Origin of the sequence: Jiangella anatolica, from assembly GCF_003236295.1 — a bacterium.
Lineage (GTDB): Bacteria > Actinomycetota > Actinomycetes > Jiangellales > Jiangellaceae > Jiangella > Jiangella anatolica.
Map to the genome: position 1 here is coordinate 1 of NZ_POTW01000065.1, position 23,944 is coordinate 23,944.

16 protein-coding genes are annotated in these 23,944 nt (G+C 73.3%); all 16 read right to left on the bottom strand.

Features of this window, described 5'->3' with window-relative positions; translation table 11 throughout:
• Nucleotides 1-1,787 (bottom strand): TPM domain-containing protein (locus C1I92_RS22380; RefSeq protein WP_111256873.1); only part of this gene is annotated, 1,787 nt, incomplete at its 3' end.
• Between the two features lie 148 nt (nt 1,788-1,935).
• Nucleotides 1,936-2,223 (bottom strand): helix-turn-helix domain-containing protein, encoded by a 288-nt coding sequence (locus C1I92_RS22385; protein WP_111256874.1) that lies wholly within the window; start codon nt 2,221-2,223, stop codon nt 1,936-1,938.
• Nucleotides 2,224-2,225: 2 nt separating this feature from the next.
• Nucleotides 2,226-2,480, bottom strand: coding sequence for a GntR family transcriptional regulator (locus tag C1I92_RS22390; protein ID WP_111256875.1), 255 nt, complete (start codon nt 2,478-2,480; stop codon nt 2,226-2,228).
• Between the two features lie 342 nt (nt 2,481-2,822).
• Nucleotides 2,823-3,878: an ABC transporter permease gene (locus tag C1I92_RS22395; protein WP_111256876.1), complete on the bottom strand. Its 1,056-nt coding sequence runs from the start codon at nt 3,876-3,878 to the stop codon at nt 2,823-2,825.
• Nucleotides 3,875-4,939, bottom strand: coding sequence for an ABC transporter permease (locus tag C1I92_RS22400; RefSeq protein ID WP_111256877.1), 1,065 nt, complete (start codon nt 4,937-4,939; stop codon nt 3,875-3,877). The genes C1I92_RS22395 and C1I92_RS22400 overlap by 4 nt, the downstream gene beginning before the upstream one ends.
• The gene (locus C1I92_RS22405; RefSeq protein WP_111256878.1) at nt 4,936-6,480 is read right to left on the bottom strand and encodes a sugar ABC transporter ATP-binding protein; all 1,545 of its coding nucleotides are present in this window, start codon (nt 6,478-6,480) and stop codon (nt 4,936-4,938) included. The genes C1I92_RS22400 and C1I92_RS22405 overlap by 4 nt, the downstream gene beginning before the upstream one ends.
• Nucleotides 6,481-6,496: 16 nt before the next feature.
• On the bottom strand, nt 6,497-7,489 hold the full coding sequence (locus C1I92_RS22410) for an ABC transporter substrate-binding protein (protein ID WP_111256879.1): 993 nt from the start codon (nt 7,487-7,489) through the stop codon (nt 6,497-6,499).
• 133 nt (nt 7,490-7,622) lie between these two features.
• Nucleotides 7,623-8,645, bottom strand: coding sequence for a LacI family DNA-binding transcriptional regulator (locus tag C1I92_RS22415; RefSeq protein WP_111256880.1), 1,023 nt, complete (start codon nt 8,643-8,645; stop codon nt 7,623-7,625).
• A 935-nt stretch (nt 8,646-9,580) separates the two neighbouring features.
• A complete protein-coding gene (locus C1I92_RS22420; protein ID WP_111256881.1) occupies nt 9,581-12,478 on the bottom strand; it encodes a helix-turn-helix transcriptional regulator in 2,898 nt (965 codons plus the stop codon).
• A gap of 94 nt (nt 12,479-12,572) precedes the next feature.
• Nucleotides 12,573-18,455, bottom strand: coding sequence for a S8 family serine peptidase (locus C1I92_RS22425; protein ID WP_111256882.1), 5,883 nt, complete (start codon nt 18,453-18,455; stop codon nt 12,573-12,575).
• A 545-nt stretch (nt 18,456-19,000) separates the two neighbouring features.
• Nucleotides 19,001-19,699, bottom strand: a complete 699-nt coding sequence (locus C1I92_RS22430) for a GntR family transcriptional regulator (RefSeq protein ID WP_199521485.1) — start codon at nt 19,697-19,699, stop codon at nt 19,001-19,003.
• Nucleotides 19,700-19,708: 9 nt separating this feature from the next.
• Nucleotides 19,709-20,065 carry an L-rhamnose mutarotase gene (locus C1I92_RS22435; protein ID WP_199521486.1) on the bottom strand — a complete coding sequence of 119 codons (357 nt, stop codon included), beginning with the start codon at nt 20,063-20,065 and terminating at the stop codon, nt 19,709-19,711.
• On the bottom strand, nt 20,062-21,066 hold the full coding sequence (locus C1I92_RS22440; protein ID WP_111256884.1) for an aldo/keto reductase: 1,005 nt from the start codon (nt 21,064-21,066) through the stop codon (nt 20,062-20,064). The genes C1I92_RS22435 and C1I92_RS22440 overlap by 4 nt, the downstream gene beginning before the upstream one ends.
• The gene (locus tag C1I92_RS22445; protein WP_199521487.1) at nt 21,063-22,166 is read right to left on the bottom strand and encodes a mandelate racemase/muconate lactonizing enzyme family protein; all 1,104 of its coding nucleotides are present in this window, start codon (nt 22,164-22,166) and stop codon (nt 21,063-21,065) included. The genes C1I92_RS22440 and C1I92_RS22445 overlap by 4 nt, the downstream gene beginning before the upstream one ends.
• On the bottom strand, nt 22,166-23,017 hold the full coding sequence (locus C1I92_RS22450) for a carbohydrate ABC transporter permease (protein WP_111256885.1): 852 nt from the start codon (nt 23,015-23,017) through the stop codon (nt 22,166-22,168). The genes C1I92_RS22445 and C1I92_RS22450 overlap by 1 nt, the downstream gene beginning before the upstream one ends.
• Complete coding sequence (locus C1I92_RS22455; RefSeq protein ID WP_111256901.1) at nt 23,007-23,942, bottom strand: carbohydrate ABC transporter permease; 936 nt, start codon at nt 23,940-23,942, stop codon at nt 23,007-23,009. The genes C1I92_RS22450 and C1I92_RS22455 overlap by 11 nt, the downstream gene beginning before the upstream one ends.
• Nucleotides 23,943-23,944 lie beyond the last annotated feature (2 nt).

Genomic DNA, 23,944 nt, shown 5'->3' on the forward strand with positions numbered 1-23,944 from the left:
CGTCCGCCGCCGAAACCGCCGCCCCCGCCGCCGAACATCCCGCCGCCGCGGCCCATCGAGTTGATGAGGATGCCGCCGAGGATCATCGACGTGAGGTCGGTGCCGCCGCCGCGGGCGGCGCTCTGCTGCCGCTCCCACTGGCCGACGTCCTGCTCGGCCAGCTGCTGCGCCTGCCGGGACAGCTCGTCGGCCCGGCCGACGGCCTCGAGCGCGGCCGCCGGGTCCGACGCCGCGAGCGACTGGCCCTGCGCCAGATAGCGCGCCGCCTCGGACAGCCGGGTCCGTGCCTCGGTGCCGACCGCCCCGCGCCGCGTCTCGATGAAGTCGTTGACGGCCTTGACCTGCGACGTCACCCGGCCGACCGTCTCGGCCAGCGCGGTACGCGCCCGCTCGGCCTCCGCGGCCGCCGCGCGCACCGGCACGAGCAGGTCGTCCAGCTTCGTCTCCGCCTCGGCCAGCTGCCGCAGCGCGGCCAGCGGGTCGCCGCTCTGCACGGCGGCCTGGCCGGTGGCGACGGCCTGCTGCGCCGTGGCGCTGGCGGCGGTGATGGCCGGGTCGGACGGCGCCAGCCTGGCGGCGTCGGCGATGTCCTGCGACACCGACTCGATCGCCGCGCCGATCCGCCGGCCGGCCGTCTCCAGCTCCTCCTTGGCGCCGTCGACGGCGTCGAGCAGCGTGGCCGCCTGTGCGACGGCGTCCTCGGCGGCCCTGGCCTGGGCGACGGCGGCCGTTCGGTCGTCCGTCTCCAGCGACCGTTTGCCGGCCGCGACGGCCTCGCGGGCCGCCGTCAGCAGCCGGCCGGCCTGGTCGGGGTTGCCGCTGACCGAGGCCAGTGCCGCTGGGGGATAGCTGAGCGCGAGCTGCTCCAGCTGGGTCTTCGCCGCCGGCAGCCGCTGCTCGACCTCGTCGGCGCGCTGCCCGGTCTCGTCCAGCACCTGGGGCGCACGGGCGTGCAGGTCGCGCAGCTTGTCGAACGCCTCGGCCTGGGCGTCGAGGTCGTCGCTGACCTCGCGGCAGATGACGATGATCTGCGTCGTCATCGCCCGGGCCTGCGGCTCGGTCTCCGGCTCGGAGTCGTCCAGCCGCTGCCGCAGCGTGAACGCCTCGCCGACCCGCGTCTTCGCCGTCGCCAGCAGCTCGCTGAACTCGGTGGTCGCCTCCATGCCGAACTGCGCCTGGGCGAACCCGAGCTCCTGCTCCGACGTCTTCAGCGCGTCGTCGATCTCGACCAGCGCCGAGCTGGCCCGCTTGTCCAGCTCGTCCAGCGACAGCCCGGCCAGCTCGTCCCCAGGCTGCCCGGTTCCGGCCGTGGCGGCGGCCTGTCGCCGCCGGCGCAGCACGTACCAGCCGGCGGCGCCCACGCCGGCGACGGCCAGGCCGCCGACCACCCAGGGCGTGGCGGAGCCGCCGGAGTCCTCGCCGGTCGCGGCCTCGCGGTAGCCGTCGGCGCCGGCGATCGCGGCGCCGGCCCAGTCCTCGTCGCTCAGCCGCGGCCGGATGTCGTCCTGCCGGACGTCGTCGAGCTGGTCGTCGGTGAGGTCGAGCTCGTCGGTGACCGAGATGCCGAACGAGCGGTCCTCGACGGCGACCGCCAGCAGGATGTCGTCGGTGCCGAGACCGGAGGCGGTCGCCGTGTCGTTCGCCCAGGTCTGGCCGTCCGCCCCGTCGAAGCTGTCGACGTAGACGACGAACATCTGCAGCCCCGACTCGTCGGTCAGCCGGTCGAAGGCCGCCTGGATGCGCTGGTCGTCGTCGCCGGAGAGCGCGCCGGCCCGGTCGGTGATCATTCCTGGCACGTTCAACGGCGGCTCGGCCGATGCCGGACCGGCGGCGAGGAGCGACGCGGCTGCGCCCAGGACGAACGCTACGCACCCACCCCGCCAACGCGTGGCCTTCACGAACCACATAGTGCCTGGTGGGCGGGTGGTCGCACAATCAGATCGGGCGTATTGCCCCCGCCGGGCCCGGCGGGGGCAACAGCTCGGGCGCGGCGACGTCGAGGGCGAGCGCCAGCCGGGCGACCGTCGTCAGCGTCACGTTGCGCTCACCCCGCTCCACCGCGCCGACGTACGTGCGGTGCAGGCCGGCCAGGTCCGCGAGGTCCTCCTGGCTGAGGCCGCGGCGCTCCCGGGCGGCCCGGACCGTGCGCCCGAACGCGTCCAGCAGGCCGGCCCGGTCCACGCCGTCGCCGGGCGGCGACTGCGGCGGACGGCCGGCCGTCATGGCTACGACTCGGCGCCCCGGCCGGTGACGAAGCTGCCCTTGCTCGGATACGTCGCGACCAGCCCGCGCTCGCGCAGCACCACCATCGCGCGCCGGACCGTGCCGAGCGCCACCTTGTGCGTCCGCGCCAGCTCGATCTCGCCCGGCAGCTTGCCGCCCACGGGGATCCGGCCGGACGCGATCTCGCCGGCCAGGAAGTCGGCGAACCGGACGTACGAGTAGCCGGGGAGGTCCGGGTCCGGGTCAAAGGCGGGCACGGATCGAAAATCTAGAGCGGCGGTGAACTGCAGGGTTACGTAGGACGCGGCATACCGCACCCATGAGCTGTAGAGAGCACTGTGTTGAACGGGCGCACCATGTGCGGCCGCCGCTCAGAGTGGCTGGCGTTGGTGTCGTCAGACCCACAGCGATCACGCACCGATGGCCGCGACGTCGCACCGTTCCCGTGGCGGGTGAGGACACCGGCTGATGCCCGCGAATGCGGCGGATGCGCGCGACGCCGGCCGATGCCGGGCCTGGTCCCGGCCGCATCCGCCCGCTTGCAAGGTGTCCGCCGGTTTCGCGGGATCAGCCGGCAGCCGCGGTCGCTCCAGTCCGCGTCACCCCGTTTCGGACCGGCGCCGGGCGGCGATGACGCGCTGCAGGATGACGAAGACGAGCAGGATGCCGCCGGTGATGATCGTCGTCATCTCCGGCCGGATGCCGCCGTCGCGGGTGATGAGGACGTTCATCAGGCCGAGCACCAGCGCGCCCACCACCGAGCCGAGCACGAAGCCGGAGCCGCCGGTGAGCAGCGTGCCGCCGATGACGACCGCGGCGATCGCGTCGAGCTCCCAGCCGATGCCGGTGATGTTCTGCGCGCTGCCGAGCCGGGACGTGTACACGACGGCCGCGACGCCGGCGAGCGTGCCGCTGACGACGTAGATGCCGAGCTTGGTGGCCGACACCGGCAGGCCCATCAGCGTCGCCGACTGCTCGGACCCGCCGATCGCGTAGACCGTGCGGCCGAACCGGGTCCGGTGCAGCACGACGACGGCGGCGATGACGATCACGACGGCCGCGATCACGCCGGGCGTGATCACCAGGTCGTTCACCTTGTCGCCGTCGACGATCTTCAGCTGGGCGGCCAGGTCGCGGATCGCGGAGTCGTCCTCGAGCCGCTCCGGGACGGTGCTCAGCATCGACGCCAGCCCGCGCGCCAGGAACATCGTCGCCAGCGTCGCGATGAACGGCTGCACCCCGAAGTACTGGATCAGCACGCCGGAGACCAGCCCCAGCACCGAGCCGATCAGCACCATCATCAGCACCGCGAGCGCCGGCGGCCACCCCGCATTGGCCAGCATCACCCCGGCGACGCTGCTGAACGCGATGACGGCGCCGACGGACAGGTCGATGCCGCCGGTGAGGATCACGAACGTCAGCCCGACCGCGAGGATGATCAGGTGCGAGTTGTTGACCAGCAGGTTCGACAGCGTGTTGAACTGCACGATGCGGCCATACGAGGCCTCGCCGTAGATGATCATCCCGACGAAGATGAGCAGCGCCGCCACTGTCGGCAGCGCGGTCAGCCGCGCGCCGAGCCGGTCGGCCAGCGTGGGTCGCGACGGCGCGGGGCCGGGCGCGGACCCGGTCGGCGGTCGAGTCGTGACGGTCATGCGGCGACGGCCTCCTTCTGCGACTGCGCCCGAAGGGCACGGCGATGCCGGAACAGGGACCGGACGCGCTCGGACTGCAGCAGGCTGAGCACGACGATCACGACGGCCTTGAACGCGGGCGTCGCCGAGGCCGGGATGCCCAGGAACACGACGGTCTTGTCCAGCGTGGCGATCAGCAGCCCGCCGATGACGGCGCCGCCGATGGAGAACTTGCCGCCGGCCAACGACGTCCCGCCGATGACGACGGCGAGGATCGCGTCCAGCTCCAGCAGGTAGCCGGTGCGCGACACGTCCACCGTCATGACGCTGGCGGTCGCGAACACGCCGGCGATGCCGGCCAGCAGCCCGCTCACCGAGTACACCGTCAGCTGCAGGCCGCGCCGGTTCACGCCGGCCAGCCGGCTGGCCCGCGAGTCCATGCCGATGGCCTCGAGCATGAGCCCGAGCGCGCTGCGCCGCACCAGCAGCGCCACCAGCACGACGATCGCGATGGCCAGCAGGAACACCACAGGCAGGCCGAGGACGTAGCCGTTGGCCAGCCAGGCGAAGGAGTCGTTGTCGGCGGTGGTGTTCTGCCCGCCGGTGATGACCTTCGCGATGCCGCGGCCGGCCAGCATCATCACCAGCGTGCTGATGAACGGCTGCAGCCCGACGACGGAGACGAGGATCCCGTTGACCGCGCCCAGCGCGGTCGCGATGCCGAGCGCGATGGCCAGCGTCAATGCCGCGTCGCCGGCGGTGCCGTCCATCCCGTGCAGCAGCTCCATCGACACCGCGCCGGCGACCACCATGATCGAGCCGACGGAGAGGTCGATGCCGCCGGTCGCGACCACCAGGCACATGCCGACGGCGATCATCAGGATGGGCGCGGCCGCGCGCAGGATGTCGATGAGGTTGCCCGACAGCCGCCCGGTCTCGTCGTTGTAGCCGATGGACAGGTACGACGGGTCGGAGACGACGTTGATCGCCAGCAGCAGGACGATCGCGACGACGCCCCAGAACGCCTGGTTGCGCACGATCGTCCCGCGCCGGGCGGCCAGCCGCGAGGCCAGATCGGTCATTCCGGCTCACCTTCCTCGTCGTCGCCCTCGTCCGCGATGACGGCGACGATCGTCTCCGCCGTCACGTGCGGGCCGTTCTCCAGCTCGGCGAGCTTGCGGTGGTCCTTCATCACGATGATCCGGTCGCTGAGCCGGACCACCTCCTCCAGCTCGGAGGAGATGAAGACGACGGCCACGCCCTTGGCGGCCAGCGCCGCGACGGCGGCCTGGATCTCCGCCTTAGCGCCGACGTCGATGCCGCGGGTGGGCTCGTCGAGGATGAGCAGGTCCGGCTCGGTGGCCAGCCACCGGCCCAGCAGCACCTTCTGCTGGTTGCCGCCGGAGAGGTACTTCATCGGCCGCTCCGGGTCGGCCGGCCGCACGTTCAGCTCGGTGAGGTACTTGCGGACCAGCGTGTCCTGCTCCTTGCGCGACAGCGGCCGGAACCAGCCGCGCTTGGCCTGCACGGCGAGGACCAGGTTCTCCCGGACGGTGAGATCGCGGATGATGCCCTCGTCGCGCCGGTTCTCGCTGGAGAAGGCGATGTGCTGGTTCAGCGCGGCGGTCGGCGAGTGGATGTCGGTCTTCTTGCCGCGCAGCCAGATGGTGCCGCTGTCCGGCCGGTCCGCGCCGTAGAGCAGCCGGGCCAGCTCGGTCCGGCCGGACCCGAGCAGCCCGGCCAGCCCGAGCACCTCGCCGCGGTGCAGCTCGACGTCGGTCGGCTCGGACGAGCCCTTGCGGCCGAGGTCCTCTGCGCGCAGCAGCGGCTCGCCACGCGGCTCGTAGTGGTGCGACTGCCGCTCGCTGCCCAGTGAGCGCAGCGTCGCGAAGTCCTTGCCGATCATCTTCGAGATCAGCGTCGTGCGGTCCAGCTCCCGGATCGGGTACTCGCCGACCAGGGCGCCGTTGCGCAGCACCGTCACGCGGTCGCTGATCAGGTAGACCTGGTCGAGGAAGTGCGTGACGAACAGGATCGCCACGCCCTGGTCGCGCAGCCGCCGCATGATGGTGAACAGGTGCGCCACCTCGGTCGCGTCCAGGCTGGACGTCGGCTCGTCGAGGATCAGCACCTTCGGCTTGGTCACCATCGCCCGGCTGATCGCGACCAGTTGCTGCACCGCCAGCGACAGTGTGCCGAGCGGGCGGCGCAGGTCGAGGTGCTCCAGACCGAGCATCGAGAGCACCTCGGCCGCCGCGCGGTGGGTCGCCTTCCAGTTGATGCCCAGGGGACCGCGGACCTCGTGGCCGAGCATCACGTTCTCGCCGATCGAGAGGTTCGCGCAGAGGTTGACCTCTTGGTACACGGTGGCGATCCCGGCCGCCTGCGCGTCGGCGGTGCCGCCGAAGCGGCGCTGCTCGCCGGCGACCAGGATCTCCCCCTCGTCGATCTTGTAGACCCCGGTGAGCGCCTTGATGATGGTCGACTTGCCGGCCCCGTTCTCGCCCATGAGGGTGTGGACCTCACCGGGGAACAGCCGGAAGTCGACCGCGTCGAGGGCCTTGACCCCGGGGAACGAGATCGAGATGTCCTTCATCTCGACGATCGGTGGCGCTCCGGTCATGACGGATCCCTACGGCTCAGTACTGACGGGTGGGCAGGGCCTCGGTCGCCGCCTCCGGCGAGTCGAACACCTCGCTCGGCACGACGATGTACGGCTCGACCTCCTCGCCGGCCAGCACCTGGTTGACGACCTCGAGCGCCGTCTCGCCGAACAGCGGGTTGTACTCGGCGACGAAGCTCAGCCGGCCCTCGGCGAGCGCCTCCAGCGCCGGGCGGGTGCCGTCGATGGTGGCGATCTTGACGTCGACGCCCGGGGTCAGCCCGGCCTCCTCGACGGCGATCGCGGCGCCCAGACCCATCTCGTCGTTCTGCGCGAACACCAGCTGGATGTCGTTGTTGTTCGCCCGCAGCACGGTCTCGAAGACGCTCTTGGCCTCCTCGGTGGACCAGTTGGCGGTCTGCGCGCCGGTCTTCACCAGGCCGGGGACGGCGCCGACGGTGTCGTCCCAGCCGCGGTTGCGCTCGTTGACGACGGAGACGCCGGCCGGGCCCTCCAGCACGAAGTAGTTGGCGCCGTCGGGGAACTCCGACACCGCCCACTCGGCGACCGCGGTGCTGACCTCGAAGTTGTCAGGCGCGATCCGGGTGACGTAGAGGTCGGTGTCGTCGGGCTCGATGCCGCGGTCGATGAGGATGACCGGGATCTCGGCCTCCTGGGCACGGCGCAGCGAGTCCTCCCAGCCGGCGCCCTCCGTCGCCGAGAGCAGGATGACGTCGACGCCCTCGTCCACGAACGAGGTGAACGCGTCGATCTGGGAGCGCTGGTCCAGGTTGGTGGCCGGGGCGTAGCGCAGGTCGAAGCCTGCCTCCTCGGTGAACGTGTCCTGGACGTTCGCCTCGTTCGCCTGCCGCCAGCCGCCCTCCGGGCCGACCGCGACGAAGCCGACGGTGATCGTCTCGTCGCCGCTGCCGCCGGCGCTGCTGTCGTCGTCTCCGCCGCACGCGGCCAGACCGAGGGTGAGTGCTCCGACGACCGCGAGGGTCCGGGTGACTCGTGGGGTGGTGCGCATTGATCTCCTCCTTGAGACCCCGTGTCTCCGGCATGGCTCACGGGTTGTGCCGACATGGACATATCGGGAGAACGGCGGAGATGTTACCGGGAACAAGAGCACCCATGCAAGAGTAAAATTGTACTGTCCGGAATCACATACTTCGAGGCCTCGCGGTCGACTCCCGCACGATCAGCTCCGGTGCAATCCGCGAGCGTTTTCCCGGGTCGTCGCCCTCGAGCACGGCGACGAGGATCTCGACGGCCAGCGTGCCGAGCGCGTGGAAGTCCTGGCGGACGGTCGTGAGCGTGGGCAGGAAGTGCCGCGACACCGGGAGGTCGTCGAAGCCGACGACGCTGACGTCCTCGGGCACGCGGATGCCGCGGTCGCGGAAGCCGTGCAGGATGCCCAGCGCCATCTGGTCGTTCGCGGCGAAGATCGCGGTGAACGGCGGCAGCTCGTCGAAGGCGACCGCGAACTCGTAGCCCGAGTCCGCCGACCAGTCGCCGACGAAGGCCGGCGGGATGTGCAGGCCGGCCTTCTTCAGGTGCGCGTGCCAGCCGCGCTCGCGGGCCCGCGCGTCCAGCCAGTCCAGCGGGCCCGCGACGTGCACGATCTCGCGGTGCCCGAGGTCGATCAGGTGCTGGACGGCGAGCGTGGCGCCCAGGCGCTGGTCGACCGACGCGGTGAGGAAGTTCGGGTCGTCGTCGGCCTTGACGATCAGCGTGGGGATGCCGTCGGTGATCGCGCGCAGCACGTCCACGGACGACGCTCGCGGCGCGATCACGCAGAGCGCGTCGATGCCGTGGGCGGTCAGGTAGGCGACCGCCTCGCGGGGCTGCACGCCGTCGTCGTCGGGGGAGGCGGCCACCGAGCTGACGGAGTAGCCGGCCTCGCGCGCGGCGTGCTCGACGGCACGCAGCGTGCTGTCCGGCCCGATCTCCACCGGCCGGTCCACGATGACGCCGATCCGCCGCGACTTGCGCGTGGCCAGCGCCCGGGCCGCGCTGTTGCGCTGGTAGTTCAGCTCCTCGACGACGCGCAGCACCTTCTCGCGCGTCTCCGGCCGGATGTTCGGGTGGTCGTTGAGGACGCGCGAGACGGTCATGTGGGAGACGCCGGCGAGCGACGCGATGGACCGCAGGTTCGGCTTGTCGTCCGAGCTCCCGGCGCTCATCTTCCCTCCCACGCTCTGCACGGCCAACGACGGCGGTACGGTGCCGGGACGCCGGCCGACGCCGGTCTGATCGTACGTCTCGCCGCCGCGACGTTACCGGGAACATAGGCTCCGCGACAATCCCGCGTGGTGCGGGGAGGGCGTGGCGTGGCGCCGGCGGGAGGGGTCAGCCGGCGCCACTCTCACACCGGAAGCCAGCCGTTGTCGTCGTCAGGATCGCTGCCGGCGGCCGGCTCCGCGCTCGGCTCGGCCGCCGCGGGGCCATCGGTCTCACCGGGAGACTCGTCGGCACCGCGACGGCACTGCGGAGCGAGCGGGGAGCCGGGGCTGTCCTCCATGGTGTCCAGCCTGATCGGCGATCGCGGGGGCAGCTATGCCCAGATTCAGTCAATTTTGGTGACGGCCGGCTGCCGGTGTCGCCTTGGCACGGCCCGGCGATGCTGTGGATCGGGACGAACGGGACGCCGCAGCGACGTTCAGGCTTGCCAAGGCCGGGGGATGCGGCGACGCCTTGGCGTCGTTGGCCCCGTCGCGTGCAGCCCGGCACCCCATCCCCGGTGCGCACGGCTGCCGACCATGCAAACCGTCGGACTCATTCAGCCAGCGAGGCTGGCCTCGAGCCGCCGAGCCGGTGGTTGACGTGCGCTCAGGGGCGGCCGGCCGATAACGGGCAAGTTCCCGCGGGGACCCGCGATCATGATCGACTGGCCGCCGCCACCCGCTGCGCCGATGTCCCGTCGCGTCGCCGAGGCGGGCCGTGCCACCCAACGTGGCTGGTCAGACACTGGGGCCTTTGCCAGGCTTCTGTTCGCTTCACCAGGCATGCATGGGTGGTAGAGCGAACCAACGCCTAGTGACGCACCGCGTGCGCGCGGGTCAAGTCCAAGCCCCCAATCACAGCGAGCCAGCACCACAGGGGCGCGGACCAAGCGGAGCTAGAGCTGGTGCGCGATGGCCGCCCGGGACCGCACGCCGAGCTTGCGCATCGCCGTGGTGATGTGGCGGGCGACGGTGTTGACCGAGAGGTAGAGCTCGGCGGCGATCTCCTTGTTCGACCGGCCCTTGGCGGCCAGCTCCGCCACCTCGCGCTCGCGCGGCGACAGCTCCGAGCCGTACCCGCGCCGGCCGCCGCGGTGCCGGGCCGGGACGGAGAGCCCGTGCCGGCGGGCGATCGCGGTGGCGCGGCCGGCGTCCCATTCGGCGCCGAGCTCGCGGTACGCGGCCAGCGCCGCGAGCAGGGCGGGGCCCGCATCCGCCGAGTCCGGCGACGACGGCGACGACGGCGACGACATGAGCCGCGCGGTGGCCGCGAGCTCGCCGGCCTGAGCGGCCTCGTACGGCGCCCGCAGCGGCGCGTAGTGCGCGGCCGCCGCCGCGAACCGGTCCGCCGCGCCGGAGAGGTCACCGGCGCCGAGCCGGACGAACCCCTCGGCGTGCGCCACCGCGGCCGGCGCCAGCGGCACGTCCAGTCCGTCCAGCCGGGCGGCGAAGGACCGCACCGCCCGGTCCGCGCCGGGAACGTCCCCGGCGGCGACCAGGACCTCGGCGACCGCGGGCAGCGCGCGCACCGTCGGGGCGAGAACCCCTTTCGGTTCGGCGGCGGCGAGCAGCCGGTCGGCCCGGGCGAGGACGGCGTCGGCCTCGCCCCGCGCGACGGCCAGCCGCAGCAGCGCCGCCACCGGGATCGGCAGCAGGTCGAACCCGCTCAGCTCGTCGGCCAGCTCGATCACCGCGGTCAGCGCCGCCGACGCGGCGTCCAGGTCGCCGCGGGCCAGCGCCAGGCACGCCGCGGCCGCCTCGCCGTCGATGCGGGCGCGCGGGTTGCCTGCCAGCTCGTCCATCAGCACGGCGGCGTCCTCGGCCAGGCCGTCCCAGGACCCCTGGCAGTACCGCAGCAGCACCTGCCCGGAGCGCAGGCTGCGCTCCATGCGCGGCTCGGCCCGGTCGCCGCCGGCCGTCGCTGCCAGCCCCGCGGTGAGCAGCCGGTCGGCCAGCGCGTGGTGGCCGGCATAGGTGGCCTGGGTGCCGATGGACCAGTAGGCGTTGATCTCGCGCCGGTGCCGCGGCTCGCCGCCGGTCCGTTCCAGGACGCGGTCCGCGGTGGCCCGCCAGGACGGGTCGCCGGTGGGCAGCTGCACCATGGCGATCTTGCCGAGCAGGAACACCTGGAAGGCGGGGTCGGGGATCTGCTGCACGACGCCGACCGCGCGGTGCAGCCAGGCGCGGTGCTCGGCCGGGTCGGCGCCGCCCGCCATCGGCAGGCCGAGCACGATCATCGCCCAGGCCTGGAGATCGGGCCGGTGGGCGAGGTCGTCGACGGCGTCGGCGAACAGCTGGTGGGCGCGCTGCAGGTCGGTGCCGGCGTCGTGCAGCAGCCCGCCGAGCCGGAACCGCAGCTCGGCGCGGAGCGGCGCCGGCAGGTCCTCGTCGAGCACGGCGCTCAGCAGCTCGGCCGCCTCCTGGGCGCGGCCCGCCTCGACCGCGGCCTCGCCGAGCATCGCCGCCAGCCGGCCGCGCCGCTCCGGTGTCGCCGGCGCCTGCCGCAGCACGTCCTCGAGCAGCCGCACGGCCTCGGCGTCGTTGCTCAGCTCGAACGCCTGCTCCGCGGCCCGCTCGGCGGCGTCGACCCACTCGTCCAGCCGGCCGGCGTGGCGCAGGTGGTGGGCCAGCTGGCCCGGCGGGGCGGGCGCGGCCGCCGCCAGCGCCGTCGCCGCGCGGTCGTGCAGCAGCAGCCGCCGCGGGCTGGACAGGTCCTCGTAGACGGCCTGCGCGGCGAGCGGGTGGCGGAAGCCGACGGCGGCGCCGTGCTCGGTGAGCACGCCGGACTCCAGTGCCTCGCCGACCGCGAGCAACGCCTCGGCCCGCTCCAGCGGCGCCGTCGCGACCAGCAGCGACAGCGGCACCGGCACCTGGAGGACGGCGGCCGCCGCGGCCACGTGCCCGGCCGGCGGGCCCAGCCGGGCGACCCGCTCGAGCACCGAGTCGCGGATCCGCGTCGGCACGTCGAGCTCGTCCAGCGCCCGCCGCGCCCACCCGCCGCGCCGCTGCACCAGCGTGCCCCGCTGCCGCAGCAGCGCGACCAGCTCCTCGACGGCGAACGGCAGCCCGGAGGTGTGTTCGTGGAGGTAGGACGCGAACTCGTCGGAGACCGTGTCGACACCGAGGATGGCGGCGGCCAGCGCGCCCACCTCGGCGGTGTCGAGGGGAGCGAGCGACACCTCGGTCAGCGTCGTCCCGGGTGGAAGGCCGGCCGGGAGGGCCCGGATCCGCGGGTCGACGGACTCCGGCCGGTAGGTCACGACGACGGTGAGGCCGGCCAGCGACTCGGCGAGCAGGTAGCCGACGAAGTCGCCGGTCTGGTCCTCGGCCCAGTGCAGGTCCTCGAGGACCAGCACCGTCGGGCCGGCCGCGGCGATCACGTCGACGAAGCCGCGGAACGCCCGGTGCCGCTCGGCCGCGCGGTCGCCCAGCGGCTCGGCCGGCGGCGGCAGCAGGTGCGCGAGCTCGGGCAGGAACGGCCGCAGCGCGCCGGCGACCGGGGACAGGTCCAGCTCGCCCAGCCGGTCACCGAGGCCGCGGACCGCCTCGATGACCGGCCCGAGGGGGAACGGCTCGCGCAGCGAGTGGCAGCGGCCGGCGAGCACGCGGCGTCCGGCCCGCGCCGCCGCGGCGGTCAGCTCGCCGGTCAGCCGGGTCTTGCCGATGCCGGCCTCGCCGGCGACGACGACCAGCGCGGGAGCGGCGGTGACGGCGTCGACGGCCCGGCTCAGCTCGTGGTCACGGCCGACGAGGGCGGGCGCGACCAGCCGGTGCGCGTCGCTCGTGTCAGCCATGCCGTCCAGGGCCCTCGGGTCGGGAATGGCCGGAGCCTACCCCAGCCGTGTTGCGCCGCTGTTCCGCGACGCCCAAGGGCCCTGGACGAACGGGTCAAAGGCGGTCCGGCCCGCGGATCTCGCCGCGCGGGAACACCGTCACCGGCGCGGAGCAGGTGTCCGTCCCGGCCGCGCAGACCCGGTAGGTGAACGAGTCGCCGATGCGCGGCCGCCCGATCTGGTCGACGTGCGTGCCGGTGTTCGCCACGGTGGTGACGACCAGCCCGTCCTTCTCGACGTCGACCCGCTCGGCGTCGATGCCGGTCCAGGTCAGCGTGCTGTACCAGATGCCGCGCCGCAGGAACGTCTCGACCTCGAGCTCCGGCTCGCCCGGCGCCTCGACGGTGAGGCTCACCGGCACCGCCGTCACCGGCGCGGCCGGGTCGTTGCTGGCCAGGCACAGATGGGCGGCGTACTCGCCCGGCGCCAGGCCCGCCGCGTCGAGCGTGACCGAGGCCGCGCCCTCCTCGCCGGGCGCCACGGTGCCCTCGGCCGGGTCGGTGGCCAGCCAGGCGGGGAGGTCGCACCGGATCGGCTCGAGCGGGGTGCCGTCGACGGCCATGACGAGGTGGGTGTCGGGGAAGCCGATGCTCTCCATCGTGACCGGGTTCGGGGCGCCGCAGTCGTCGGCAGAGATGTAGGACGGCCCGGTCTGCCCGGCGCCGTTCGCACCCGGCACGACGGCGCCGACGTTCAGCAGGTCCGGCGCCGCGACCTCCAGCACCAGCGTGGCGCCGGCCGGCACCCGTGCGTCGACCGGCACGGTGACCAGGCCCTCGTCGCCGTCCTCGACGGTGACCGTCCGGGTGGCGAGCCGGGTCAGGTTGACGTACTCGAACGGCCCGTCGAGCGTGTAGAGGTTCACCGTCAGGTCCGCCGACGGCACCACCAGCTGCAGCCCGAAGGTCACCTCGTCGACGTCGAACGCGCCGTCGACGCCGAAGTCGGCCAGCGTGAAGGTGCGCAGGAAGCGGTTCTCGCGGGTGGTGCCGGTCTGCGTGCTCGAGCACACCGGCACGATGGCCGTCTCGTCGACGGTCAGCGAGGCCGAGTGGGTGAGCCGGACGGCGTCGGCCTCCAGGGGCGCGGCGTCGTCCGTGGCCGCCTCGGTGTCGAGCGGGACCCAGGCGTCGGGAGCCTCGGCCGGCGGGGCAGGGGCCGCCGGTGCGGACTCGACGACGGTGGTGGTGCCGGCCGGGCGGAGCGGGCCGGACATCGTCGTCGCGGTGTCGACCGCCCAGCGCAGTTCGCGCTCGCCGGCGTTGCCGATGGTGAGCGGCATCGTCGTGCTCTCGCCGGGCGCCGTGGACGCGGCGATCTCGCCCGGCGTGACGGTGATCGACGGCGGCGCCGGGGCGTCGGCGCCGGGGACGAACACGTACGCCGTGCCCTGGTCGGCGATCTCGCCGGCGTGCGCGTTCGGAGCGCCGGCCAGCACGTCGTCGCCGGACACGGCGACCGCGGTGCCGAGGTGGTCGCCCTGGGCGGTGTCGTCGCCGAGCAGGACCCGCTGCTGCGTCCAGCCGTCGCCGTCGCGGGTGAAGACGATCGCGGCGCCCTTCTCCAGGTCGACGCCGGCGGTACGGCCCTGGAACGGCGCGCCGGCCACGACGGTGCCGCTGTCGACGTCGACGGACGACCCGAACCGGTCGTTCACGTGGGTGCCGGACGAGGTCAGCTTGGCCTGCTCGGACCAGTCCGCGCCGCGGCCCTCGTAGACGTAGACAGCGCCGCGGCTCTGGACCCAGTCCAGGCCGGGGCCGCTCGCGCCGACGACCGCGGTGCCGCCGTCGAGCGCGACGGAGGTGCCGAACGCCAGCTCGGGCCCGGGGTCGGACGGCAGCAGCGTCGCCCGTTCGGCCCAGGCGCCGCCGTCGTCGGTGAAGACGTAGGCCGCGCCCTGCCGGAACCAGCCGCGGGCGGTCGAGTTGGGCGCGCCGACCAGCAGCGTGTCGCCGTCGAGGCTCACCGACGACCCGAAGTTGCCGAACGACGACACGCCCGACCCGGCCAGCCGCGGTCCGATGGTCCAGGCGGCGCCGTCGCGGGTGAACAGGTAGACGACGCCGGCGGCGTTGGCATCGCCGATGTGCTCGCCCGGTGCGCTCACGGCGACCGTGTCGCCGTCGACGGCCACCGAGTGCCCGAGCTCCGCGCCCCAGCGGACGTCGTTGGTGCTCAGCTTGGCCTGCTGGGTCCAGGTGACGCCGTCGCGGACGAACACGTAGGCCGCGCCCGGCCGGGAGTCGCCGAACGAGGCGCCGGTCGCGCCGACGACGATGGTGTCGCCGTCGATCGCCACCGAGCGGCCGAACACCAGGCCCCAGTCGCGCTCGCCGTCGGGCAGCAGCGTGGCCTGCCGCTCCCAGCCGTCGCCGGACCGCACGTAGACGTAGGCCGCGCCGGAGGCGCCGAACCCGTCGACGTCGGCCTGCGACGCGCCGACCACCGCGGTGTCGCCGTCGATCGCGACGGCGTTGCCCGCCTGGTCGTCGGCCAGCCCGCCGGTGGTCAGCCGGGTCTGTTCGGCGGTGCCGGTGAGCCCGCTGTCGCCGACGACGGTGACCGCGAGCGGGACCGTCGTCAGCTCGTCGTCGGGATCGTTGGTGCGCAGGCAGAGCAGGCCGGTCAGGGTGCTCGGCGCGACGTCGGCGGTGTCGACGGTCAGCTCGATGGCGCCGGTCGCGTCCGGGCCCACCGTGCCCGCGGCCGGCTCGACGTCCAGCCAGGGCAGCTCGCCGGGCACGGCGCAGGCCGGCGCCTCGGTGCGGCCGACGACGTTCATGACCAGATGCATCCACGGGTAGCCGAGCGCGGCCAGGTCGGCCGGCTCGGTGACGCCGCAGCCCTCGGCGGCCAGGTACGTGGGCGCGCTCTGCCCGGCGCGGTTGGTGCCCGGCCAGAAGCCGCCCACACCGGTGAGATCCGGCGCGGCCACCTCGACCACCAGCGTCGACCCGGCCGGGACGGAGCCGGTGACCGGCACCGTCGCCAGCGTCTGACGCTGCGGCTGCAGGGTCTGGGCGGCGCTGCCGACCGGCTCGAGGTTGGACCGGGTCAGCGGTGCGGCCGGGTCGGTCAGGGTGTACAGGGTGACGGTCAGCTCCTGCTCGACGGTCAGGCTCTCGATGCCGAACTCGACCTCGGTGACGTCGAACCCGCTGCCGACGCCGAAGTCGGCCAGCGTGAACGTGCGCAGGTACGAGTTCGCCGAGGTCGTCGCGCCGTCGTCGGCGGAGCAGGCGATCGCGTTGCCGGGGTCGACGGCCTGCGACGTGCTGTGGGTGAGCGTCTCGGCGACCTGGTCGCCGCCGGGCTCGCGCGACGGGACGACGGTCTCGCCGGTGGCGCCCGAGCCGGTCAGGCCGGCGGCGCCGTCGCTCAGCGGGACCGGCGCGGTCCCGACCGGTGTCGTGGCGCCGCGCGGGCGGCGCAACTCCTCGTCCGTGTACAGCTCCCACTCGAGCCCGGTGTTGCCGGCGTTGTCCAGTGTCAGCGTGTGCGACGCGGTCTCACCCGGCCGCTGGGTCGCGGTGAGGCTGCCGGGGGTGACGGTCAGTGACGGCGGCACCTCCTCGCTCGGCGTCACGACGACGGGGTAGTGCACGGGAGCGATCGCCCGGCCGCCGGCGTGGGTGGCGTCGGTGGTGAACCGGACCTCGGCGAACGACGGCTGTCCCAGCGGGACGGCGGCCAGGTCGGCCGTGACGGTGACGGTGACGTCCTGGGTGGCGCCAGGAGCGACGGTGAAGGTGGCCGGCTCGACGGCGACGGTGAAGCCGTCGGGCGCCGTCGTGGCGGCGGTGTAGGTGGCCGGGGCGTCGGCGACGCTGCGGACGGTGCGCGTCCACGTGCACGTGCCGACGCAGGTGCCGTCGACGAACGAGGGCAGGTTCAGCGCCGCCGGGTCGCCGCCGGCGGCCGGGTCGGCGGCCAGGAAGCCGTCGTACGACTCGTCCATGACCAGGCCGGCCCGCCCGGCGGCGTCGAGGTCGATGCGCCCGGAGCCGATGTCGAGCGCGTCGGCGGGCGTGGCGCCGTCCTCCTCGAGGATGCCGGTGTCGGCCGTCGCGGCCAGCGCCGAGCGGATCTCGGCCGGCGACCAGTCCGGGTGCAGCGCGGTCAGCAGCGCTCCGGCGCCCGCGGCGTGCGGCGACGCCATCGAGGTGCCGCTGTTGACGATGTACTGGTCCGGGTCGCCGTCGCGGGCCGACCCCGCGGCCAGGATGTCGACGCCCGGCGCGGCGAACGTCGGCGCGAGCAGGTCCAGCCGGCTCGGCCCGCGGGAGCTGAACCCGGCGACCAGGTCCTCCCAGTCGTGGTTCTCCAGCAGCGCGGTGGTGGCGTTGACCCGGGCGGTGAGCGTGGCGCCGGCGGCGCGCAGCGCGGCGGCGGAACGCTGCTCGATCATCAGCGCCGGGATCGTGGTGTCCTCCAGCCCGCCCATGACGGTCGGCGGACCGGCGACGTTGTTCGCGACGAGGACGGCGACGGCGCCCGCCTCGGCGGCGTTGCCGACCTTGACGGAGAAGTCGCAGTCGCCGCGGTCGACCAGCGCGAGCGCGCCGTCGAACGTCCCGGCGCCGAACGGCACGCAGCCGTCAGCGTTGCCGGGCGCGACGACCGCCGCGTCGCGCAGCTCCGCCTCGACGTCCGCCGCCGGCGCCGGGCCGCTGCCCGGGACGGCGGGCAGGCCGGTGAGCCCGTCCGGCACCGGCGCCGGGCCGGTGGCGTCGACGGTGTTGGCGAACGCCCGGTAGTGGGTGGTCGCGGCGACGGCGGCGTTCCACGGGCCGGTGTGCGCGACGGTGCTCTCGCCGGGACCGTCGTTGCCGGCCGACGTCGCGACGAAGACGCCGGCGTTGAAGGCTTCGAGGAACGCGAGGTCGACGACGTCGTTCCACGGGTCGTCGGCGCCGCTGATGGAGTAGTTGAGCACGTCGACGCCGTCGGCGATGGCCTGCTCGACGGCGGCGACGCTGCTGGTGCTGGGGCACGACGGCGCGCAGACGAGGTACGAGATGACGTTGGCATGCGGCGCCACGCCCTGCACCGTGCGGGTGAACGTGCCGCTGCCGACGGTGACCTCGGCCTCGTGCACGTTGCCGGCCGCGGTGCTGGCGGTGTGGCTGCCGTGGCCGTCGACGTCCTGGGCGCTCGGCGAGGCCGGGTGCAGGTTCCAGGCGCCGACCAGCTTGTCGTTGCAGATGTCCTCGTGGTCGGGGTGGTCCGGAGCGCAGACGCCGACGTAGGTTCCGGCGCCGAACGGGTTGGCCGGCGTGTAGCCGTCGCCTCCGGTGGCCGCGAACGACGGGTGGTCCGGGTTGATGCCGCCGTCGATGACGCCGACCAGCACGCCCTCGCCGCGCGTGCCGGCCTCGCCGCCGGTCTCGCCGGCCCAGATGCTCGGGGTGTTGATGAGCTCGTGGCTGACGTCGGTGAGCGGCTCGCGCTCGACGTCGCGGTAGACGGCGGCGACGCCCGGCAGCGCCGTCAGCCGCTCCGCCTCGTCGTCGCCGACCCGAACAGCCAGGCCGTTGACCACGTTGCGGTACTCGAACGCCACCTCGACGTCGCGGCCGAGCTCGTCCTCGATGTCCGTGCGCAGGTCGTCGTGACGATTGTCCAGGTGGGCGAGGTAGGCGCGGCTGGCCGGCGCCTCGACGTCCAGCTGGTCGGCGCCGGTGACCTGCGGGCTGGTCGGCCGCAGCGCCGCGGTCCCGCCGGTGTACGTCGCCAGCGACGGCTCCTCGAGCTCGACGACCCACAGCCCGGTGCCCTCGCCCTCGGTCGCGACCAGCACGCCCGGCTCGTCGTCCGGCGCGGCCGCTGGTACGGGTGCGGGCTGGGCGGCGGCGGTCGCGGCGGTCGCCGCGGGCAGCAGCGCCACCACGGTGAACGCGCCGAGCAGGCCGGCCGTGATTCTGCGTGCGGTCAACGGAGACTCCTCGCCTTCGGATCCGGTTCAGGCAGCCTGCCGTCCGGCGGAAGTCGTCACCATTGCGAATTGTGGTGATTTTTGCTCCGAGTCCGAGTCCGAGCCGCCCCGGCCCCTCCTCCGAATGATCACGTCAAGTTGGGGTGCTCACGCTCTACCACGCATGCATGCCTGGCGGAGCGGGAGGAGTCCGGGGTACGGAGCCGGCATCAGGGGGACAGCGCAGCGCGGCGGCGCCGCTGGCGTCGTTGGGCCCGTCGCTGTCCACTGGGTGAGACTTCCCGGCGTTTCGGCGGCCGTACCAGGTGTTTGTTTGCCTGACCAGGCATGCATGGGTGGTAGAGCGAGCAAACGCCTAGTGGCATGACAAATCGTTGATGGTCATGGCTGTCCACAGACCCGGTAAGTCTGGCGAATGGTGCAAGAAGGGCGCGGGTTGTGCTCGATTCTTCCCCGTCCCCCTGAGAGCGGCCCGGCCAAGACCATGGGCAGTAAGGGGACGGCCCACTCGGCAGCGGGAGGGCGTCGGCCGGCGCGTGCGCGCGTCAGTCGTCGACGTGGGGAGCCATGCGGGCGTAGGAGTGCTCGATGTGGTCGAGCATGGCCGCGGCCGCGGCGTCGGGGTCGCGGCGGCGCAGGGCGTCGAGGACGGCCTCGTGCTCGCCGGAGGTGTCCTGCTCGATCCCGTGCTTGAAGTACAGCCGGTACAGGTGCATGTGCGAGCGCAGCCGCACGATCGCGTCGGCCAGCAGGTCGTTGCCGGAGTGCTCGGCGATGACGCGGTGGAACCGGGCGTCCTGGTCGGCGAAGTCGCGGTAGTCCTGGTAGCGGTTCCCCTCGTCCTGCGACGACGACGCGCTGGCCCGCATCTCGTCGGCCAGCTCCTCCAGCGCCGCCACCGTCGCCGGCGTCATGCGCGCGGCGGCCAGCCCGGTGGCGGCCGGCTCGAGGATGCGGCGCATCTCGAACAGCTTGCGCAGCCCCTCGGCGTCGAGTAGCGGCGCGGCCGTGTACCCGCGCAGCGCCCGCTTCACCACCAGCCCCTCGGACTCCAGCCGGGCCAGCGCCTCGCGCACCGGCGTCGGCGACACGTCGAAGTCGCGCGCGATGCCGTCGATGCTGACCTTGGCGCCGGGCTCGATCCGGTGATCCATGAGCAGGCCGAGGATGACGTCGTAGACGTCGTCGGCCAGCGCCCGCCGCTCGGGCACGAGACGTGCCGCGTGATCAGGGCCGATGGTCACAGCATCATCCTAACGAGACGAAGATCCAGAACTGTCCTGCCGCTGCCGGCGCAGGTCCCACACCTCGGGCAGCGGGGCGGGCGCGCCGCCGGTCCCGCCGACGAAGCGGTCGACGAACCGGCCGATCCGCGCCTGCCACCGCTCGTTCGCCGGGTCGTCCGCCAGCGCCCGCAGGGCCGCGTCGAAGTCGTCGCACTCGACCAGGTGGAACAGCCGGTCGCCGACCCGCCAGATGGTCCACTCGTGGATCCCGACCCGGTCGAACGCGGCCGCGAGATCGGCCGGGATCCGCTCGTGCTCCCGGTCGTAGTCCGCCTCGGTCCCCGGCCGCAGCACGGAGTGCAGCGCCACCCGCATGGGCGTCATCCCTTCAGCTCGGCATCGATGGGCACGTCGGCCCGCAGCAGGCCGGCGTCGATCAGCTCCGCCCAGACGTCCGGATCGACGGGCTCGGCGGCCAGCGCGGCGTTCCGGGCGACCTGCTCCGGCGAGTCCGCCCCCAGCACGACGGTGGCGACCGCCGGGTGGGCGAGCGGGAACCGCGCCGCCAGCACGGGCACCGTCGTGCCGTACCGCTCGGCGACCGCGGCGATCCGGAGGACGCGGCGCACGACGTCGCCGGTCGCCGGCGCGTAGTCGTAGCGCGCCCCCTGGGCCGGCAGCGGCGTCGCCAGTATGCCCGAGTTGAACACGCCGGCGGCGGCCACCGACACGCCGCGCTCGACGGCCAGCGGCAGCAGGTCGTCCAGCGCGCTCTGGTCCAGCAGCGTGTACCGGCCGGCCAGCATGACGACGTCGAGGTCGGTGTCGCGGACGAACCGCGCCAGCATCGCCGACTGGTTCATCCCGGCACCGTAGGAGCGGATCACGCCCTGCGAGCGCAGCTCCTCCAGCGCCGGGAACGCACCGTCCAGCGCCTCCCGCTCGTGCTCCTCGGGATCGTGGACGAACAGCACGTCGACGCGGTCCAGCCCGGTCCGCGTCAGCGTGTCGTCCAGCGAGCGCAGGACGCCGACACGGGAGTAGTCGCGCACCCGCCGCCGCGTGGCCGGCACGTCGAACAGCTCGGTGTCGCGCTCGCCGGCGTAGGCCTCGTTGGGCACCAGCAGCCGGCCGACCTTGGACGACACGACGTACTCCTCGCGAGGGAGGCCGGCCAGGCTGCGTCCCAGCCGCTCCTCGGCCAGGCCCAGCCCGTAGTGCGGCGCGACGTCGAAGTACCGGACGCCCGCCGTCCACGCCGCCGGCACGCAGCGCGGCCACACGCCGGCGGGTAGGGCGCGGTACAGGTTGCCCAGCGCGGCGACGCCGTACCCGACCGGCCCGACCTGGAGCCCGCCACGGCCGAACGGCCGCATCGCGCTCATGCGACCCGCAGCCCGTCGAGCGCGTCCAGGTCCCAGGCGATGCCCAGCCCCGGCTCGGACGGCGCGATCGCGTCGCCGTCCGCGATCGCCATCTCCGCGGTCGTGACGGCGCGCAGCTGCGGGATGTGCTCGACGTACAGGCCGTTCGGGACCGCGCAGGTCAGCGACACGTGCAGCTCCATCAGGAAGTGCGGCGCGACCTGGACGTTGAACGCCTCGGCCAGGTGCGCGACCTTCAGCCACGGCGTGATGCCGCCGATCCGCGCGACGTCGACCTGCACGATGCCGGCCGCCTCGGCGGCGAGGTACTCGCGGAAGTGACCCACGGAGTACATGCTCTCGCCGACCGCCACCGGGATCGTCGTCGACGCCGCCAGCCGGCGGTGCCCGGCGACGTCGTCGGCGGGGAGCGGCTCCTCCAGCCAGAACAGGTCCAGCGGCGCGAACAGCGCCGCCCGCCGGATCGCCTCGGCCGCCGTCATCGACTGGTTCGCGTCGACCATGAGGTGCAGGTCCGGCCCGACGGCGTCGCGCACGGCCCGCAGCCGCTCCGCGTCCTCGCCGGCGTGCGGCTTGCCGACCTTGATCTTCACCCCGCGCAGGCCCCGCCGCTTGGCCTCCGAGGCCTGCGTGACCAGCTCGTCCGGGCTCAGGTGCAGCCAGCCGCCCTCGGTGTCGTAGAGCGGGACGCGCGGCCGGGCGCCGCCCGCCGCCACCCACAGCGGCAGCCCGGCCGCGCGGCAGCGGGCGTCCCAGACGGCGGTGTCGACGGCGGCCAGCGCGAGCGCCGTGATCGGCCCGACCGTCGTCGCGCGGGTCGCCGCGTACAGCGTCGACCACACCTCCTCCGGTCGCGCGGCGTCCAGGCCGGTGAGCACGCCGAGCAGGCTCTCGCGCAGCAGGCTGAGTACGGCCGCGCCGCCGGTGCCGATCGTGTAGCTGTAGCCGGTGCCGGTGACGCCGTCGGCGGTCCGCACCGTGACGAAGATCGTCTCCTGCTTGACGAAGGACTGGACGGCGTCGGTGCGCACCGTCTCGACCGGGACGTCGCACAGCCAGGCCTGCGCCTCGACGATCCGCAGCGTGTCGCGTGTGGTCACTAGCGTCCTCCGAATCCACCCATGCTGACGCCCTTCATCAGCTGTCGTTGCAGCAGCACGACGATGAAGAGCGAGGGGACGACGGCGATGGTCGACGCCGCCATGACGAGGTTCCACTGCGTGCCGTGCTCGCCGGTGAACATCGTCAGGCCGAGCGGCACGGTCGCCTTGTCCTGCGTGTTGATGACGATGAGCGGCCACAGGTACGAGTTCCAGTAGCCGATGAACGAGAACACCCCGAGCACCGACAGCGGCGCCCGCAGCTGCGGCAGCAGCACCGACCACAGCGTCCGCACGCGCGAGGCGCCGTCGATGCGGGCCGCCTCCTCGTACTCGACCGGGATGGTCAGGAAGAACTGCCGCATGAGGAAGGTGCCGAACGCGGTGAACGCGAACGGGACGATCAGCGCCGCGTAGGTGTCGACGTAGCCGGCCTCGTTCATCATGATGAACAGCGGGACGACCAGCACCTCCTGCGGCAGCACCAGCGTCGCCACGTACAGCAGGAACAGCCGGTCGCGGTACCGGAAGCGCAGCCGGGAGAACGCGTACGCCGACAGCACCGCCACCACGACCGACAGCGCCGCGCCGGCGATCGCCACGAAGAACCCGTTCGCGATGAACCGGCCGAACGGCACCAGCGTCCACGCGTCGGCGAAGTTCTGCCAGCGCAGCTGCGAGCCCAGTGCCGACCCGCTGAACACCTCGTCCGCCGGCTTCAGCGCGGTGAGGAACATCCACAGGAACGGGAACGTGAACAGCAGCGCCACGACGGCGATGGCGGCGGTGTTCAGCCAGGTCAGCGTCGTGCGGCGACGGCGGGCGCGGATTCGGATCGTCTCACTTGTCATAGTTCACCCACCTGCGCTGGCCGGCGAACTGCACCGCTGTCACCAGCATGACGACGACGAACAGCATCCAGGCGATCGCCGAGGCGTAACCGAGCCGGTCGAAGGAGAACCCGTTGCGGTACAGGTAGAGCACCAGCGTGTTCGTCGACTCGCCCGGACCGCCCTGCGTCAGCACCTGGGCCTGCACGAACACCTGGAACGCGCCGATCATCGTCATCGTCGAGGCGAAGAACAGCGACGGCGAGATCATCGGCAGGATCGTGTGGCGCAGCCGCTGCCACGGGTTCGTCCCGTCGATCCGGCTGGCCTCCAGGATCTCCTTGGGGATCGACGTCAGCCCGGCGGTGATGACCACGACGTTGTAGCCGAACGACTGCCACACCGACATCGCGATGACCGCCGCCAGCGCGAACCGCGAGTCCGACAGCCACGACTGGCCCTCGATGCCCACCGTGCCGAGCGCGCTGTTGAGCGCGCCGTCGTCGGACAGCATCAGCCGCCAGACCAGCGCGTTCGCCACCATCGGCGTGATGACCGGCAGGAAGAACACGACCCGCCAGATGCCCGCGCCCTTCAGCCGGGTGCCCAGCCACAGCGCGATCGCCAGCGCCAGCACCAGGTTCAGCGCCGTGTAGACGAACGCGAAGATCAGCGTGTTCGTCAGGGCGGTGAAGAAGGCCGGGTCGCCGAAGAGCTTGGCGTAGTTGTCCAGGCCGACGAACGCCGGCGACCCGAACAGCGGCCACTCGTACAGGCTGATGACCGCCGAGCCGCCCAGCGGCACGACGATGAACAGCACGAAGCCGATCAGGCCGGGCGCCAGGAACAGCGCCGCGACCCTGCCGTCGGCACGCCTGCGCCGGCCGCTGCGCGGGGTGGCCGGGGCGGACGGCGCACCCGCAGCCGCCGTCCGCGTCCCTGTCATCA

Coding starts and splice junctions, on each gene's coding strand:
- C1I92_RS22385 (WP_111256874.1), bottom strand. CDS start 2,223: ATGACGGCCGGCCGTCCGCCGCAGTCGCCGCCCGGCGACGGCGTGGAC.
- C1I92_RS22395 (WP_111256876.1), bottom strand. CDS start 3,878: ATGACCGTCACGACTCGACCGCCGACCGGGTCCGCGCCCGGCCCCGCG.
- C1I92_RS22400 (WP_111256877.1), bottom strand. CDS start 4,939: ATGACCGATCTGGCCTCGCGGCTGGCCGCCCGGCGCGGGACGATCGTG.
- C1I92_RS22405 (WP_111256878.1), bottom strand. CDS start 6,480: ATGACCGGAGCGCCACCGATCGTCGAGATGAAGGACATCTCGATCTCG.
- C1I92_RS22410 (WP_111256879.1), bottom strand. CDS start 7,489: ATGCGCACCACCCCACGAGTCACCCGGACCCTCGCGGTCGTCGGAGCA.
- C1I92_RS22415 (WP_111256880.1), bottom strand. CDS start 8,645: ATGAGCGCCGGGAGCTCGGACGACAAGCCGAACCTGCGGTCCATCGCG.
- C1I92_RS22420 (WP_111256881.1), bottom strand. CDS start 12,478: ATGGCTGACACGAGCGACGCGCACCGGCTGGTCGCGCCCGCCCTCGTC.
- C1I92_RS22435 (WP_199521486.1), bottom strand. CDS start 20,065: ATGACGCCCATGCGGGTGGCGCTGCACTCCGTGCTGCGGCCGGGGACC.
- C1I92_RS22440 (WP_111256884.1), bottom strand. CDS start 21,066: ATGAGCGCGATGCGGCCGTTCGGCCGTGGCGGGCTCCAGGTCGGGCCG.
- C1I92_RS22450 (WP_111256885.1), bottom strand. CDS start 23,017: ATGACAAGTGAGACGATCCGAATCCGCGCCCGCCGTCGCCGCACGACG.
- C1I92_RS22455 (WP_111256901.1), bottom strand. CDS start 23,942: ATGACAGGGACGCGGACGGCGGCTGCGGGTGCGCCGTCCGCCCCGGCC.